Below are 15,631 nucleotides of genomic sequence, written 5' to 3' on the forward strand. Positions count from 1 at the left end.
GCATGCGAATGCCGCGCCCCCCAACGAAAAAGCCAGCCTCCCGGCTGGCTTTTTCATTGCATGCGCGCGGTGCGCTCGCGGTCAGATCGTGAGCACGGGACCGCCATCGCCATTGGCGGAACGCAGTTGCTTGACCCAGCGCTTCGCGGGCAAGCCCGTCGCTGCTTCCACTACCTTCGCGCGCGCCTCCACGTCCTTCCATTGCACGGACAGCAGCGGTCCATTGAAGGCCAGCACGATGACGTTGCCATCGTGCACTTCCGGGAATTCGATCACGCGGTTGTCGAATGCCTGACGCAGGCGGCGAATGTTCTTCGGATAGCTGTCGTGGTCGCCGAACAGATTCATCGTCAGCATGCCCGGCTCGCGCAGCGTGGCGCGACAGGCCTTGTAGAACGCCGGCGTGTCGTGCACCGGACCGCGTGCGGTGGCGTCGTAAAGATCGACCTGCAGCACGTCGACGGTGCCGTGATTGGCGGCGTCGGTCACGAAATCCCAGGCATCCATTTCGCGCACTTTCAGGGTGCGGGAGTCGCCCGGCAGATCGAACATCGTGCGCGCGGCGACGACCACGGCCGGATTCAGCTCGACGGCGGTGACCTGCGTGCGCGGAAACTGTCTGGCGCAAAACTTCGTGATCGAGCCGGTGCCCAGCCCCAGTTGCACGACGTGCTTCGGCGCGCGCATGAACAGCAACCACGCCATCATCTGCTGTGCGTATTCGAGTTCGATACGGTCAGGCTTGGACAAACGCATCGCGCCCTGCACCCATTCCGTGCCGAAATGCAGGAAACGCACGCCCCCGATCTCGGAGAACGTCACCGGTGCGAAACGCGGCTTGTAGGCGGGACGCTGCGAGCGGGCGGACGACGCGTCGGCGACGAAGGCTTCGGCTTCGATGGATTTGCGTTTGATGAGGGTCATGTGTCCTTCTGTGAAACTCGGGAAATTCCGATGGGTTCGCATTGTACCGGGTTCGCCCCGAGTACCGACGACGCCGCCTCATACCGACACGCCCGACACCGCCCGACACGTCCGATGCGCTCGACACAACCGGTGAGCGCGATGTGCGCGCACACCCACGACACGCAGCAAACGCCGCGTTCGCCGCCCCCTGCCGGGCGCTCATGTCAGCCAGTCGCGCAACGCGAGCCACGCATCGCGCTTGGTCGCGTAGGGAATGGTGTATGCCGGGCTGCTCGACGGCAGAAGCAACACCGGCAGCGCCAAGCCGCCTTGCGCGAGCGCACGCTGGCCGATGCGGGCCGCCGTCCCGCCGTTGAACGCCACGGCGCGCAACGTCGGCAACGTGCCGATCAGACCCGCGAGGTCGCTCCCGGCGTGCAGGCGAATGTTGCTGTCGAGGCTGCCCTCACGGCGCGCCTGCGCCACGACATCCCACAATCCGACGCCATGCGCGAGTACCGCCTCGAGCCGCTGCGCGTAGGGCAGCGAAGGCAACGGTTCGCCGATCACCTCGCCCACCAGATGCCAGAAGCGATTCTGCGGATGCGCGTAATACTGCTGCTGCGCGAGCGAGACTTCGCCGGGCAGGCTGCCGAGAATCAGCACGCGCGTTTGCGCGTCCACCACCGGCGGGAAGTTGCGTTTCAGATCGGAAAGATCGCCAGGCAATGCCATGGACGGCTCACGCATGCGCCTTTGGCCCCGATGCGCTCTGGCGCGCTTGTGCGGCATGTGCGGATTCGGTCGCTTGCAGGCGCCGCCAGAAGCGGGGCAGGAAGGCTTCGGTGACCAGCAACGGTGCTCCGTGTCGCAGGAAAACCGAGCGCCGCGCCCACAGCCGCGCACGCGGGTTGGCACCGATGAGCGGATCCCGGGCATCATGCCGGGCACGGCCGTGCAGCAGATGGCGCGGCCCCAACGGACTCGACACCAACACGGATCGCGTGACCGCGGGATCGTGATAGAGCAGATCGGCCAACGGGCGCGTGCGCAAACGGCGCATCGCCTGCCAGATCGACCGGCTGTAAGTGAGCGGCGTCACACTGTGCGCCACGACCACGGGCTCGCCATCGACGAGCAGGATGACGTCGCGCGCCCACATCGGCGTGCGCGGCGCCACACCGATCGCGCGGCACTGATCGGCATCGGCCGGCATGACGCGCTCGGCAACGACACGTACGCTCACGCGCCCGAGCGCACACAGATGACGCGTAAGCGCGCCGCCCCGCGTCAGCCAGTCCTTGTGATGACGCGAGAGCGCCGGCGCCGGGACGGCCTGCCAACGCCGCCCGCTTACATCGAATCGGAAAGTCATGGCTCGGCATTATAAGGGGGCTGCGCACCCCCTTGCTTGCTCAGGACAGCGCGGGCGGGCGAGAACCGCATCGGCACATCGCCCGCGCGAGCGGCGCTCAGCGTGCCGTGAGCAACAGCGCGTTAGTGCGCTTCACGAACGCGGCCGGATCTTCCAGACTGCCGCCCTCGGCGAGCAGCGCCTGATCGAACAGCAGGTGCGTCCAGTCGGACAGATCGGCGCTCTCGGCCGTCAGTCGCTTGACCAGCGCGTGGTCCGGATTGATTTCGAGAATCGGGCGGAACTCGGGCATTGTCTGGCCGGCGGCTTTCATCAGACGCTGGAGCGTACCGCTCATGTCGTTCTCGTCCGAGACCAGGCACGACGGCGAATCGGTCAGGCGGAACGTCACGCGCACGTCCTTGGCCTTCTCGCCGAGCACTGCCTTCATCTTTTCGACGAGCGGCTTCAGGTCGTCGCTGGTCTTCTCCTTGGCAGCCTTCTCTTCGGCATCTTCCAGCGCGCCCAGATCCAGATCGCCGCGTGCCACGCTCACGAGCGCCTTGCCGTCGAAATCGTGCAGGTAGGAAAGCATCCATTCGTCCACACGGTCCGTGAGCAACAGCACTTCCACGCCCTTCTTGCGGAACACTTCCAGATGCGGGCTGTGGCTTGCCGCCACCCAGCTCTCGGCCGTCACGTAGTAGATCTTGTCCTGACCGTCCTTCATTCGGCCCACGTAGTCCGCCAGCGACACGGTCTGCTCGGCAGAATCGTTGTGAGTGCTCGCGAAGCGCAGCAGCCTGGCGATGCGCTCGCGGTTCGCATGGTCCTCGCCCGTGCCTTCCTTGAGCACCTGACCGAATGCCCCCCAGAACTGCGCGTACTTGTCCTGCTGGTTCTCGGCGAGGTCCTCGAGCAGGCTCAGCACGCGTTTCGTGCAGCCTTCGCGAATCGCCTTCACGTCGCGACTTTCCTGAAGGATTTCGCGCGAGACGTTCAGCGGCAGATCGGCCGAATCGACCACGCCGCGCACGAACCGCAGGTAGTTCGGCAGCAACTGCTCGGCATCGTCCATGATGAACACGCGCTTGACGTACAGCTTCAGTCCGCCATGCGAATTGCGGTCCCAAAGGTCGTACGGCGCGTGGCCGGGCACGTACAGCAGCTGCGTGTATTCGCTGCGGCCTTCCACGCGGTTGTGCGTCCACGCGAGCGGCGGTTGCGTGTCGTGCGCGATGTGATGATAGAACTGCGTGTACTGCTCGTCGGTGATGTCGCTCTTGCCGCGGGTCCACAACGCGCTGGCCTGGTTGACGGTTTCATCGGCCTCGGCCGGCACCATCGCCTGTTTGTCCGCATCCCATTTCTCGCCGCGCATGACGATCGGCAACGAAATGTGATCGGAATACTTGCGGATGATCGATTGCAACTGCCACGACGAGAGCAACTCGTCCTCGCCTTCGCGCAGATGCAGGGTGATCGCCGTGCCGCGCGCGTCGCGCTCGATGGTCTCGACCGAGAAGTCGCCCTCGCCCGTCGACGACCAGCGAACGCCTTCGGACGCCGGCAGGCCGGCGCGGCGCGATTCGACCGTCATGCGGTCCGCCACGATGAAGCCCGAGTAAAAGCCGACACCGAACTGGCCGATGAGCGCAGCATCCTTCTGCTGGTCGCCCGACAGACGCGAGAAGAATTCGCGGGTGCCCGACTTGGCGATCGTGCCCAGGTGCGCGATGGCTTCCTCGCGGCTCATGCCGATGCCGTTGTCCTCGATGGTGATGGTGCGGGCGTCCTTGTCGAAGGACACGCGAATCTTGAGCTCCGGATCCTGCTCATACAGCGCGGCGTTGTTGATCGCTTCGAAGCGCAGCTTGTCGGCGGCGTCCGAGGCGTTGGAGATCAGCTCGCGCAGGAAGATTTCCTTGTTGCTGTACAGCGAATGAATCATCAGTTGCAGAAGCTGTTTGACTTCCGCCTGAAAGCTCATGGTTTCTTGCGCCATGGTCGGGAACCTCGTGAATCGGTGAGATGGATGGAATGTCGACGCGAACCGCCGCCGGGCGCACTTGCGCGCGCGCTGCCGCGCCGGCGGTACATGCTGGAACATAGGGACGGGCGACCGGCATTTCAAGGCCGCCGGAAGGGTTATTTTGCCGCGAGATGCACGACGATGTGGCGCGTACCGACAAGACTCGGCGATGGCCCCGCCACCGCCGGTGGCGCGCACCGCAGGTTGCGGACCTCAGGCCTTACGCGGCCATTTCAAGCTGGCGGGCGAGGAACATCAGCATGGCGGGGTCGCTGGAACAGGCGATGTTCATGCGCATCCACGTGCTGGGCGCCTGACGCGGCGAGAACAGCGCGCCGGGCGCGAACAGGAAGCCCGCCTCGTGACCGGCCGCCGCGATCGCATTCGTGTCGACGCCCGTGTCGACCCAGAGGAACATGCCTGACGTCGGATCGCCGAACATGCGCATTCCCATGCGCTCCAGGTTGCGCCGCGCGCCGTCGCGAACCTCGTCCAGGCGCGAGCGCAGACGCTCCACGTGGCGCCGGTAGTGTCCCTCGGTCAACGCCTTGTAGACGATGCGTTCGTTGATCTCCGGCGTGGTCGAGCCCGACAGCATCTTGTGGTCGACGAACGTCTTTGCCAATGCCGGCGAGCAGGCCACGAACGCCACGCGCAGGTTGGCTGCGAGCGTCTTGGAGAAGCTGCCCATGTAGATCACGCGCTTGAGCTGATCGAGGCTCGCCAGGCGCGCGACCTGCTGGTGCGGTGGGCACAGGTCGCAGTAGATGTCGTCTTCGAGCACCATGAAGTCGTACTGCTCGGCGAGCCGCAGAATCTGGAATGCGCGCGCCGGCGTGAGCGATGTGCCGGTCGGGTTCTGCAGAATCGAATTGAGGATGAGCAGCTTCGGCCGGTGCTGCTGCACCAGACGCTCCAGCGCCTGCATGTCGAGCCCGTCGGGGGTGTAGGGGACCCCGACCGTGTGGGCGCCCTGCGACGCGATCCGGCCGAACACGACGAACCACGCCGGATCGCCCACCAGCACGGTGTCGCCCGCGCGCACGTAAAGCCGCAGCAGGAAATCGACCGCTTGCGTGATGCCCGACGTCAGCACGATCTGCTCCGGGCGTGCGCCGATTTCCAGTTCGGCGAGCTGGGTCTGAAGCTGCATGCGCAGCGGCAGGAAACCGTGCGGATTGCCCGCCTGCAACAGATGCGCGCTCGACTGACGGCTCATCGAGCGCATGGCCGACGTCATCATGTCGGCGTCGAGCCAGCTCGACGGCAGATATCCCATGCCCGGCCCGCGCTCGGGCGCCACCTGATGCAGCATGCTGCGCACGAGCCACGCCACATCGAGCGGCCCCTGGGCCACCATGGGCGCGGCAGCGTTCTGCGGCGGCATCACCGGCCGTTCGCGCACGTAAAACCCCGAGCCGCGACGTGCTTCGAGATACCCCTGCGCCACCAGCCGCTCGTACGCTTCGACGACCGAGAAACGTGACACGCGCTTGTCTTCGGCCAATGCGCGAATCGACGGCATGCGCATGCCGGGCAGGAACACGCGCTCCTCGATACGCAGGCTCGCCCAATGCACGAGCTGATCGACGAGCGTCATGCGCGCGGTGTCGAGCGCCGCGTTGTCCGCAAGGACCAGCGGGGAAATGCGGTTCGTTGTCGTCATCGTCCATCCACCTTCGCGCCCCCTCGGATGAGGGGCGCGCTGCGCCAAACTTACGGAACGCACCGGTTGTGCCGGTGCCGGCGTTTGCGGTGGGCGCCTCCGACAGGTGACGCCCTTCCGGCTGACAGTTGCCTCGTGGTCAAAGTGTCAGCCCCATTCCGCTCATGGGTCGCCACTTTACGCCAGCCACATTCCCTGTCAATCCCGAACTGTACCGAAGATTAGATGCGCATCTGTATCGGTACTGTACCGGCATTAACCGATAAAGTGTCCCCTCAACTGGAGACCGCCATGCGTGAAATCCGACTCTTCGAACTGGACCGGGATCAGACCGTCTTCTGGCAGAGCCCGGCTGCCGACCGGCCGCAATCGCTTCAGGTCCTGCAAGGCCTGCTGTGGCTGACGGTGGAGGGCGAACCCGCCGACCACTGGTTGCGGGCGGGCGACAGTTTCGAAATCCGCGCGGGCCAGCGCGTGTGGCTGGGAACCTGGAACGAAGGCGCCCGGTTGCGCGTGAGTCAGCCGGCCACCACACTCTCGGCCATCGCCGGATCGCGTGCACCGCGCGCGGGCCGCCTCGCCTGGCGTCTGGTGTGGCGGGATCTGTCGGCCCGCCTGACGAGCCGCGCGGCGACATGAGCGCTGCGCGGATGCGCCGGTATCGCGTCGCCGTGCACGTTGTCGAATGCGCGACGGCCCCACGAGCCGGAGTAAGCTATCGGTTTTGCCGTCTGAACCCACTATGTCCACACCCCACGCCCTGAAACTGGACCATCTCGTTGTCGCCGCCGCCACGCTGGAAGCCGGCGAGGCGCATGTCATCGAGCAACTGGGGTTGAAGGACGTCGTGCCGCAGCGCGGCGGCAAGCACGCCCGCATGGGTACCCACAACAGCTTGCTGGGTCTGTGGGGCGGCGTCTATCTCGAGATCATCGCGATCGATCCGGAGGCACCCGCACCTGCGCGCCCGCGCTGGTTCGGGCTTGACGACGACGCGGTGCAGGCACGGCTGGCGCGCGGCCCGTATCTGGCGCACTGGGTGGCGCGCGTGGAGCGGCCTCGCTCGCTGCCGCGCTGGCAGGCGCAATACCCGACGCGCCTCGCGCCGGTGATCGAAATGCAGCGCGGCGTGCTGACGTGGCGGATCGGTGTGCCCGAGGACGGCAGCCTGCCTGCATGGCAAGGCGCCGGCGAGGGCTTGCTGCCGACGTTGATCCAGTGGGATTCGCCGCACCATCCGAGCGAGTCGCTGCCGTCCTCGGACTGCGCGGTGACCGCCTTGCGCGGCTTTCACCCCCGGGCGAGCGTCCTCAACGAACAACTGCAATGGCTGGGGGGCGACGCCTTGATTCGCATTGAAGACACGCTGGTCGAGCCGTCGCTCGCCGCCGAAATCGAAACCCCCGACGGGCCGCGCACCTTGCGCTGATCCGACACCGCCCACGATGCCCGGCACAACGCATGGCGGGCAGACGAACCCCGAGACACACGAGGCGACATCATGAATTCGCGCGAATCGCAGGGCATGCTGATCGGATTGATCGGCGTGCTCATTTTCAGCCTGACACTGCCGATGACGCGCATCGTCGTGGCGGAGGTCAACCCGCTGCTCAACGGACTGGGTCGCGCGCTCGTCGCCGCCGTGTTCGCGGGGGCGCTGCTCTGGTGGCGACGCGAACCCTGGCCAACGCCGCGTCAGCTCAAGCGCCTCGCCGTCACCTCGCTCGGCGTGATCATTGCCTTCCCCGTGTTCTCCGCCTGGGCCATGAAGACGATTCCCGCGTCGCACGGCGCGGTGGTCAACGGCCTGCAGCCCTTCTTCGTTGCCATCTATGCCTACTGGCTCGGTGGCGAGCGCCCGTCGCGCGGCTTCTGGGTTTGCGCCCTGGCGGGCAGCGCACTGGTGATCGCGTTCGCACTGCGCGCCGGGGGCGGTAGCCTGCACGCGGCAGACGGTCTGATGCTGCTCGCCGTCGTCATCGGTGCACTCGGTTATGCCGAAGGCGGCAAGCTCGCGCGCGAAATGGGTGGCTGGCAGGTGATCTGCTGGGCGCTCGTGGTGTCCGCGCCGGTATTGCTCGTGCCCGTGGGCTGGCTCGCGTGGCATCAGCCGTGGCCGGTGAGCGCGAAGGCCTGGGGCGCGTTCGCCTACGTCACGTTGTTCTCGCAATTCATCGGGTTCTTCGCGTGGTACGCGGGCCTCGCCATGGGCGGCATCGCGCGCGTGGGCCAAGTACAATTGCTTCAGATTTTTTTCACGATTGCATTGTCCGCGCTGTTCTTCGGCGAACAGGTCGACACCGTCACTTGGCTGTTCGCCGCGGGCGTGGTACTGACCATTGCACTCGGCAAGAACATGAAGATCGGCGCCTCGCGACTCACGGGCAAACCGGTCTGACGACGCTGCGGCGGCGCGTGCGATCCTTGCGCCGCCCCGCGTCTGCCCCCTGACGCCTGCGCCTGCCCTCACGCCTTCGGCACCCGCGGCGTCCGACACTCGCGGCGATACGCAAACGCCGCACCATCCAAGCGAGACCATCATGCATGATTGGCAATATTCGGAACGTGCCCGCAATCTGACCAGCTCGGCCATTCGCGAGATCCTGAAGGTCACGGAGCGCCCGGACGTCATTTCATTCGCCGGCGGCCTGCCCTCGCCCGCCACGTTTCCCGTCGCCCAGATGCGCGCTGCCGCCGATCGCGTACTGACCGAATCGCCGCAGGCCGCCCTGCAGTACAGCGCGACCGAAGGCTTCGCGCCGCTGCGCGAATGGATCGCAAAGCGCTACTCGCGCGACGGCCTTACGCTCGCCCCCGAAAACGTGCTGATCACCACGGGCTCGCAGCAGGGGCTCGATCTGATCGGCAAGATCTTCATCGACGAAGGCAGCCGCGTGCTCGTGGAAGCGCCAAGCTATCTCGGGGCATTGCAGTCGTTCTCGCTGTTCTCGCCCGAGTACGTGCCTGTGCCGACCGACGACCACGGCCTGCTGCCAGAAGCGCTCACGCCGGCGTTGGTGCAGGGCGCACGCTTTCTGTACGCGATGCCGAACTTCCAGAACCCGACCGGTCGTCGCCTGCCGATGGCACGCCGCGAAGCGTTGGCGGCCGTGGCCAGGCGCGACGGCCTGGCGATCATCGAAGACGATCCGTATGGCGAGCTGGACTACGAGGGTCAGCGTCTGCCGAGCCTGATGTCACTCGCGCCCGAGCACGTGCTTTACATGGGATCGTTCTCGAAGGTGCTGGCACCGGGTCTGCGCCTGGGGTTCATCATCGGGCCGCAGGCCGTCATCGCCAAGCTCGTGCAGGCCAAGCAGGCCGCCGATCTGCACACGCCGAGCCTCACGCAGCGCATCGCGTACGAAGTCGTGAAAGACGGCTTCCTCGACACGCACATTCCGTCGATCCGCACGCTCTATGCCGCGCAGGCGAAGGCGATGCTCGCCTCGCTCGCCCGGCACATGCCAGCCGATGCGACGTGGACGACGCCCGCCGGCGGCATGTTCATCTGGTTGACATTGCCCGCAGGCATCGACACCATGCAGTTGCTGGAAAAAGCGATTGCGCAGAACGTGGCGTTCGTGCCCGGCGCTCCGTTCTACGTCGGCACGCCGCAGTCGAATACGCTGCGACTGTCGTTCGTGACGGTGCCGCCCGACAAGATCGAAGTCGGTGTGGCGCGTCTGGGCGCGCTCGTCGCCGACGCGCTCACGCGCCGCGCCGCCTGATCGGTGCGCGTGCCGGGGCGGTGTTGCTCGCACCGACCTGGCGCCAGGTGCCGCTGGCCCGCCACGCCGGCCACGCCCGCGCATCGCCAGCGCACTCGCCGGCGCCGTTCGATCGACGTCAATGACGTCCTCGTTGCGCCGGCCCGAATCCCATCAACGCCTCTGCAAGGAAGCTGTACATGTCCGTCTACGACAAACTGAAGCAACTGGGTATCGAACTCCCGAGCGCCGGCGCCCCCGCCGCCGCTTACGTCATGAGCGCCCAAACGGGCAATACTGTGTTCCTCTCGGGCCACCTGCCGAAGAAGGATGGCAAGATCTGGACCGGCAAGCTCGGCAAGGACGTGAGCGTCGACGAAGGCAAGGCCGCCGCGCGCGCCGTCGCCATCGAACTGATCGCCACGCTGCACGCACACACGGGCGACCTGAACAAGGTCAAGCGCATCGTGAAGCTCATGAGCCTCGTGAATTCGACACAGGAGTTCACCGAGCAGCACCTGGTGACCAATGGCGCCTCCGAGCTGATCGCGGAAGTGTTTGGCGACGCCGGCAAGCATGCCCGCTCGGCCTTCGGCGTGGCCCAGATTCCGCTGAACGCCTGCGTCGAGATCGAACTGATTGCCGAACTCGCGTGAATCCGGCATGCGCAAGGCGGCGCAACGTGCGCGCCTTGCGAACGGTGAATACGACAACAGCCACTCTCGGGTGGCTGTTGTGCTTTCGGCGGAAGCCGTTTCCGGCGTCGATCAGAGCGGCTTGGCGTTGCCGTAAGCGCGACGCATGGCAACGGCAACGCCCAACGAGACGACCACCGTGACCGTGAGCAGCCCGACCACGCCGTACCAGCCGTGCGACTTAAGCATCACGCCGGAATAACTGCCGAGCAGGCTCGAGCCCAGATAATAGAAGAACAGATACAGCGCCGAAGCGATGGCCCGCCCCTGCGTCGCGCGCCGTCCGACCCAACTGCTCGCGACGGTGTGCGCCCCGAAAAAGCCGAACGTGAAAATCGCGAGGCCAATCACCACGCCCAGCACCTGCGACGCGAGCATCGTCAGCAACCCCACGAGCGACAGCGCGACCAGCACCCACAGCAGCCGCGGACGCCCCACGCGGTCCGACAGCGGGCCTGCGATGAACGAACCCACCACACCGATCAGGTACATCGCGAAAATCGCGCCGATGGCGGCGTGCGGCAACTGAAACGGCGGCGCCGACAGGTGAAAGCCCAGATAGTTGTAGATGCTCACGAAGCTGCCCATCATGAGACCGGCAAACAGATAGAGGCCCAGCAGCGCCGGGTCGCCCAGATGGCGGCGCGCATGTCCGAGCGCCTCACGCACCGTCATGTGGCGCGGCGTGAATCGACGCGACTGCGGCAGGCTTCGCGCGAACTCCAGGCCCATCGCGAGACACACCAGGCCGATGGCGGCAACCGACACCCGCCACGAGAACATGTCGGCGACGAAGGCCGAAAGCACGCGCCCTGCCATGCCGCCAAGAATGTTGCCCCCAATGTACAACCCCATCGACATGCCGAGCGAGCGCTGGTCGATCTCCTCGCTCAGGTAGGCCATCGCGATGGCCGGCAATCCGGAGAGCGCCAGTCCCTTGAGCGCGCCAAGAATGACAACGGTCTGGAAGTTGGTGGAAAACGCGCTGGCGATCGTGAGCACCGACGAACTCAGCAACGCGATCGTCATCATGCGCTTGCGGCTCACACGATCGGCCGCCACGCAGGTCACGAGCAGCCCCAGCGCCATCATCATCGTCGCCCCCGACACCGACCAACTGGCCTGCGCCGGCGTGATACCGAACGTGGTGGTCAGCAGCGGCAACAGCGACTGCATGCAGTACAACTGCGCAAACGTCGAGAAGCCGCCGAAGAAGAGCGCCCGGCTGATGACGGCGTACTCGCGCGTGCCTCGGGCGATGCCCGCCGGAAGCGCGGACGCCGATTCGCCGCCTGCCGCCGCGCCCTTGGGAAAAGGAAGGGAATTCGTTGATGCCATGACGCCGGCCCGCCTCGCGCGAGCCAAGAATGAAATGTATACGACGAATGATAGGTTTGCCGTTACCCATCGTCCAATATATATTTAAGCGACATTTTCATATATAAAAGCAATCAATCGAGCACCGGCAAGGAGGCAGGGGTGGAACTGCGGCACTTACGTTACTTCGTCACCGTGGCCGAGGAACTGCACTTCAGTCGGGCGGCGGAAAAGCTCAATATCGGGCAGCCCCCGTTATCGATGCAGATTCGCGCCCTCGAGGAGGAATTGGGGGTGGCGCTGTTCGAGCGCTCGCGGCGACGCGTCTTCCTGACGGCGGCCGGGCGGACATTCCTCGCGCGCGCGCGTCAGATCCTCGCGGATGCCGATGCGGCGCGCCGGGAAGTTCAGCAGATTGCCGGGCTCGATGCCGGGGAACTGCGCATCGCATTCACGACCTCGGCGCCGATGACGAATCTGATGAAGCGCGTGCTGACCGCTTATCGGCAACGATATCCGCGCGTGACACTCACGTTGAGCGAGTCGCCCTCGGAGCGCCAGCGCGATGCCTTGACCGAGCGCACGCTCGACATCGGTCTGCTGCGACAGGCGGAGGACGCACCGCCCATGTCAGGGTTGCATTTCGAAACGTTGATCGACGAAGCGCTGGTGGTCGTATTGCATCAGGGGCATGCACTGGCGCACCGGGAGAGCCTGTCGATCGCGGATCTGGCGAACGAGGCGTTCATCATGCATCCGCCCGACGTCGGGACGGCAGTCGATGGAAAGATCCGTCGCATGTGCGAGCGTGCGGGCTTCGCCCCGCGCGTCGTGCAGGAAGCGCGCGAGTCGACGACGATCGTCGCGCTCGCCGCCAGCGGCCTGGGCGTTGCGGTATTGCCCGAGGCGGTGCGTTGCATCCAGATCGAGGGCGTTCGCTTCAGGGCCCTGAGCGAGCCCGACGCCCATACCCCGCTGCTGCTGGCAAAGCGTCGCGACGACACCAGTCCGCTCGTTCAGGCCTTCGCGGCAATGTGCCGCGAAGTGGCCGGGCAGCTCGACGCGACGTCGCAGCAGGCAGACTGAGACGATCAGCCGCGCAGCGACGCGGCCAGCCCGATCACCACCACGCCGAGCACGAGATTGAGAATCACGAGGCGGCGAATGCCGTTCACCGCCGCCGCGCCGTCCGGCCACGACTGCGCCTGCACCGCCCGCTGCAGGCGCGGAAACAGGGCAAACCGGATGTGACCGAAGACGAGCATCATCACCACACCGATGCCGGCCATCGCATGCACTGGCCAGCGCGCGTGAAGGCCGCCCATGCCGAGCATCATGTGACCGCCCGAGAGCAGGATGACCACGATGGCCACCCCGACCCAGGTGAAGAAGCGCGTGAGCGCCGCCTCCCACAACGGCAGGCGCTGCTGCGGCGAGAGCTCCGACGACGCCGGGCGCAGGCACACCAGCGCGAAGAACATGCCGCCGATCCAGACGGCGACACTCACCAGATGCAGAAACAGACTGAAGGCATAAACGCTCATGCGTGACTCCCGTCAGGATGCCGAGGGCGCGGCGGGCAACACCGGCTCGAGCGAACGTGGTTTGAACGTCGCGAACTTGACGCCCGGCGCACGCCCCTTGCGCGCACGCTTGCCGATGTTCGGCGCTAGCGATGCGCCCGAGAGGGCCTCCGATTGCAACTTGCCGCCACGCACTTCGCCATGGACGATCACGCCGGCTTCGCTGATCGGCACTGCCGACACCAGCGTTTGCTTCGCTTCCAGTCCAATCAGCGTAACGCCGCGTCCACCGCCGGTGAGCGACTTCATTTCGTCCATGCCGAAAACGAGCAGGCGACCGTCGCTCGACAGGCACGCCACGGCGCTTGCCCCCTGCCAGATCGGCGTCGGGGCCAACGGCTCGGCGCCCTCGTCGATGGTCATGAACGACTTGCCCGCCTTCACGCGACTGACCATGTCGCCCAGTTTGGTGGTGAAGCCGAAGCCCGCCGTCGTGGCCAGCAGCAATGGCTGCTCGCCCGACGCCGCGTAGTAGTGCAACAGCCGGGAGCCCGATTCGAGCTCGATCAGCGACGTCAGGGGCACGCCGTCGCCGCGCCCGCCCGGCAGTTGCGACACCGCCACCGAGTAGACACGGCCGTTGCTGCCCCAGGCGATGAGCGGATCCACGGTACGGCATTCGAATGCGCCGTACAAGGCGTCGCCCTGCTTGAACGAGAAGCCCTGTGCATCGAGCCCATGCCCCTTGAGCGCCCGGACCCAGCCCTTGGCGGAAACGACCACCGTGACGGGTTCATCGACCACGCGCGCCTCGGCCACCGCACGCTTCTCCTCCTGGATCAGCGTGCGCCGCTCGTCGCCGAACTGCTTCGCGTCGGCTTCGATTTCCTTGATGATCAGACGCTTCATCGCGCTGTCGTTGGCCAGCAGCTCCTCGAGCCTGGTCTTTTCGTCGCGCAGCGAGGCGAGTTCCTGTTCGATCTTGATCGCTTCCAGACGCGCCAACTGACGCAAGCGAATCTCGAGGATGTCCTCCGCCTGACGCTCGCTCAGCTTGAACGCGTTCATCAGCGCGGCCTTCGGCTCGTCCGACTCGCGAATGATCCGGATGACCTCGTCGATATTCAGGAAGACGATCATGCGGCCTTCGAGAATATGAATCCGGTCGTCGACCTTGCCCAGACGGTGGCGCGAGCGGCGCGTGACCGTTTCGAAACGGAAGCCGATCCACTCGGTGATGATTTCGCGAAGCGACTTCTGTCCCGGGCGCCCGTCGGCGCCGACCATCACCAGGTTGACCGATGCGCTCGATTCGAGGCTCGTGTGCGCGAGCAGCATCGTGATGAATTCCTGCTGGTCGATGCGGCTCGACTTCGGCTCGAACACCAGGCGCACCGGCGCGTCCTTGCCCGATTCGTCGCGAACGGCGTCGAGCATGCCGAGCACGGACTGCTTGAGGTTCTGCTGCTCGGGCGTGAGCGACTTCTTGCCCAGCTTGACCTTCGGATTGGTGATTTCCTCGATTTCCTCGAGCACCTTCTGGCCGGACGTGTTCGGCGGCAGCTCGTAGACCACCGCCTGCCACTGGCCGCGCGCCATCTCCTCGATCTTCCAGCGTGCACGTACCTTGAGACTGCCGCGCCCGCTTTCATAGGCGGAGCGAATCTCCGCGGCGCTCGAGATCAGCTGGCCGCCACCCGGGAAGTCCGGGCCCTGCACGTGCGTCATCAACTCCGCGTCGTCGAGCTTCGGATTGCGGATCAACGCCACGGCCGCCGACGCCACCTCGCGCAGGTTATGCGACGGAATCTCCGTTGCCAGGCCCACGGCAATGCCCGAGGCCCCGTTGAGCAGCACGAACGGCAGGCGCGCCGGCAACAGACGCGGCTCTTCGGTCGAGCCATCGTAGTTCGGCACGAAATCGACCGTACCCGCGTCGATTTCATCGAGCAGCAGTTTCGCGATCGGCGTCAGGCGCGCTTCCGTGTACCGCATGGCCGCCGCGCCGTCGCCGTCGCGAGAACCGAAATTGCCCTGGCCGTCGATGAGCGGATAGCGCATCGAGAAGTCCTGCGCCAGGCGCACCAGTGCGTCGTACGCGGACTGATCGCCGTGCGGATGGAATTTACCGAGGACGTCGCCGACCACGCGCGCCGACTTCACCGGCTTGGCGTCGGCCGCGAGGCCCATTTCGTTCATCGCAAACAAAATCCGGCGCTGCACCGGCTTCTGACCATCGCAAACGTCAGGCAGGGCACGGCCCTTGACCACGCTGATGGCGTAATCCAGATAAGCACGCTCGGCGTATGCGCCGAGCGTGAGCGTGTCGTCATCCGACGGTTGCGTAAAGAGATCTTCTACTTGTTCCATAAAACCTGTGGGTTTGCTGCGAACGTTTGGCGAATGTTCGGGGAGACGTCGACCGCGA

General features: G+C 65.7%; 14 protein-coding genes. 6 read left to right on the forward strand and 8 right to left on the reverse strand.

From position 1 onward, the window contains the following. Positions 1 to 81 precede the first annotated feature (81 nt). The 5 genes from LV28_RS39620 to LV28_RS39640 all read right to left on the reverse strand — a co-directional run bounded on the left by LV28_RS39620 (position 82) and on the right by LV28_RS39640 (position 5,958). Entirely contained in the window at positions 82 to 924 is an 843-nt protein-coding gene (locus tag LV28_RS39620; RefSeq protein ID WP_023596724.1) for a class I SAM-dependent methyltransferase, read from the reverse strand. Positions 925 to 1,125: 201 nt separating this feature from the next. Next, entirely contained in the window at positions 1,126 to 1,641 is a 516-nt protein-coding gene (locus LV28_RS39625) for a DNA-deoxyinosine glycosylase (protein ID WP_038622364.1), read from the reverse strand. A 7-nt stretch (positions 1,642 to 1,648) separates the two neighbouring features. Next, positions 1,649 to 2,281 (reverse strand): chorismate--pyruvate lyase family protein, encoded by a 633-nt coding sequence (locus LV28_RS39630; RefSeq protein WP_023596726.1) that lies wholly within the window; start codon positions 2,279 to 2,281, stop codon positions 1,649 to 1,651. Positions 2,282 to 2,378: 97 nt separating this feature from the next. Next, complete coding sequence (gene htpG / locus LV28_RS39635) at positions 2,379 to 4,265, reverse strand: molecular chaperone HtpG (protein ID WP_023596727.1); 1,887 nt, start codon at positions 4,263 to 4,265, stop codon at positions 2,379 to 2,381. 247 nt (positions 4,266 to 4,512) lie between these two features. Continuing rightward, entirely contained in the window at positions 4,513 to 5,958 is a 1,446-nt protein-coding gene (locus LV28_RS39640) for an aminotransferase-like domain-containing protein (protein WP_072619095.1), read from the reverse strand. A gap of 291 nt (positions 5,959 to 6,249) precedes the next feature. On the opposite strand from LV28_RS39640, the gene LV28_RS39645 reads away from it, so the two are divergent. The 5 genes from LV28_RS39645 to LV28_RS39665 all read left to right on the forward strand — a co-directional run bounded on the left by LV28_RS39645 (position 6,250) and on the right by LV28_RS39665 (position 10,324). Then, complete coding sequence (locus LV28_RS39645) at positions 6,250 to 6,597, forward strand: DUF2917 domain-containing protein (protein WP_052408638.1); 348 nt, start codon at positions 6,250 to 6,252, stop codon at positions 6,595 to 6,597. A 103-nt stretch (positions 6,598 to 6,700) separates the two neighbouring features. Then, the gene (locus tag LV28_RS39650; protein WP_023873803.1) at positions 6,701 to 7,387 is read left to right on the forward strand and encodes a VOC family protein; all 687 of its coding nucleotides are present in this window, start codon (positions 6,701 to 6,703) and stop codon (positions 7,385 to 7,387) included. 72 nt (positions 7,388 to 7,459) lie between these two features. Next, the gene (locus LV28_RS39655; protein ID WP_023873802.1) at positions 7,460 to 8,356 is read left to right on the forward strand and encodes a DMT family transporter; all 897 of its coding nucleotides are present in this window, start codon (positions 7,460 to 7,462) and stop codon (positions 8,354 to 8,356) included. A gap of 142 nt (positions 8,357 to 8,498) precedes the next feature. After that, complete coding sequence (locus LV28_RS39660) at positions 8,499 to 9,689, forward strand: aminotransferase-like domain-containing protein (RefSeq protein WP_023596732.1); 1,191 nt, start codon at positions 8,499 to 8,501, stop codon at positions 9,687 to 9,689. A gap of 179 nt (positions 9,690 to 9,868) precedes the next feature. Beyond that, complete coding sequence (locus tag LV28_RS39665; RefSeq protein WP_023873801.1) at positions 9,869 to 10,324, forward strand: RidA family protein; 456 nt, start codon at positions 9,869 to 9,871, stop codon at positions 10,322 to 10,324. A gap of 111 nt (positions 10,325 to 10,435) precedes the next feature. Here LV28_RS39665 and LV28_RS39670 read toward each other — a convergent pair whose 3' ends face one another. Then, a complete protein-coding gene (locus LV28_RS39670; protein ID WP_038620660.1) occupies positions 10,436 to 11,701 on the reverse strand; it encodes an MFS transporter in 1,266 nt (421 codons plus the stop codon). A 141-nt stretch (positions 11,702 to 11,842) separates the two neighbouring features. Between LV28_RS39670 and LV28_RS39675 the strand changes: the two genes are divergently transcribed. Next, positions 11,843 to 12,766, forward strand: a complete 924-nt coding sequence (locus LV28_RS39675; protein WP_025249379.1) for a LysR substrate-binding domain-containing protein — start codon at positions 11,843 to 11,845, stop codon at positions 12,764 to 12,766. A gap of 5 nt (positions 12,767 to 12,771) precedes the next feature. Here the strand turns inward: LV28_RS39675 and LV28_RS39680 are convergent, their stop codons facing one another. Beyond that, positions 12,772 to 13,224, reverse strand: coding sequence for a CopD family protein (locus LV28_RS39680; RefSeq protein WP_023596734.1), 453 nt, complete (start codon positions 13,222 to 13,224; stop codon positions 12,772 to 12,774). Positions 13,225 to 13,236: 12 nt separating this feature from the next. Further along, a complete protein-coding gene (gene parC, locus LV28_RS39685) occupies positions 13,237 to 15,573 on the reverse strand; it encodes a DNA topoisomerase IV subunit A (protein WP_023596735.1) in 2,337 nt (778 codons plus the stop codon). Between the last annotated feature and the right edge of the window lie 58 nt (positions 15,574 to 15,631).

The sequence above is a fragment of the Pandoraea pnomenusa genome (assembly GCF_000767615.3).
GTDB lineage: Bacteria > Pseudomonadota > Gammaproteobacteria > Burkholderiales > Burkholderiaceae > Pandoraea > Pandoraea pnomenusa.

Excerpts from the sequence above, each read along its gene's own strand:
- LV28_RS39645 (WP_052408638.1), top strand. The coding sequence starts at position 6,250 with ATGCGTGAAATCCGACTCTTCGAACTGGACCGGGATCAGACCGTCTTC.
- LV28_RS39630 (WP_023596726.1), bottom strand. The coding sequence starts at position 2,281 with ATGACTTTCCGATTCGATGTAAGCGGGCGGCGTTGGCAGGCCGTCCCG.
- LV28_RS39660 (WP_023596732.1), top strand. The coding sequence starts at position 8,499 with ATGCATGATTGGCAATATTCGGAACGTGCCCGCAATCTGACCAGCTCG.
- parC (WP_023596735.1), bottom strand. The coding sequence starts at position 15,573 with ATGGAACAAGTAGAAGATCTCTTTACGCAACCGTCGGATGACGACACG.
- htpG (WP_023596727.1), bottom strand. The coding sequence starts at position 4,265 with ATGGCGCAAGAAACCATGAGCTTTCAGGCGGAAGTCAAACAGCTTCTG.
- LV28_RS39625 (WP_038622364.1), bottom strand. The coding sequence starts at position 1,641 with ATGGCATTGCCTGGCGATCTTTCCGATCTGAAACGCAACTTCCCGCCG.
- LV28_RS39680 (WP_023596734.1), bottom strand. The coding sequence starts at position 13,224 with ATGAGCGTTTATGCCTTCAGTCTGTTTCTGCATCTGGTGAGTGTCGCC.
- LV28_RS39650 (WP_023873803.1), top strand. The coding sequence starts at position 6,701 with ATGTCCACACCCCACGCCCTGAAACTGGACCATCTCGTTGTCGCCGCC.
- LV28_RS39670 (WP_038620660.1), bottom strand. The coding sequence starts at position 11,701 with ATGGCATCAACGAATTCCCTTCCTTTTCCCAAGGGCGCGGCGGCAGGC.
- LV28_RS39665 (WP_023873801.1), top strand. The coding sequence starts at position 9,869 with ATGTCCGTCTACGACAAACTGAAGCAACTGGGTATCGAACTCCCGAGC.
- LV28_RS39655 (WP_023873802.1), top strand. The coding sequence starts at position 7,460 with ATGAATTCGCGCGAATCGCAGGGCATGCTGATCGGATTGATCGGCGTG.
- LV28_RS39640 (WP_072619095.1), bottom strand. The coding sequence starts at position 5,958 with ATGACGACAACGAACCGCATTTCCCCGCTGGTCCTTGCGGACAACGCG.
- LV28_RS39620 (WP_023596724.1), bottom strand. The coding sequence starts at position 924 with ATGACCCTCATCAAACGCAAATCCATCGAAGCCGAAGCCTTCGTCGCC.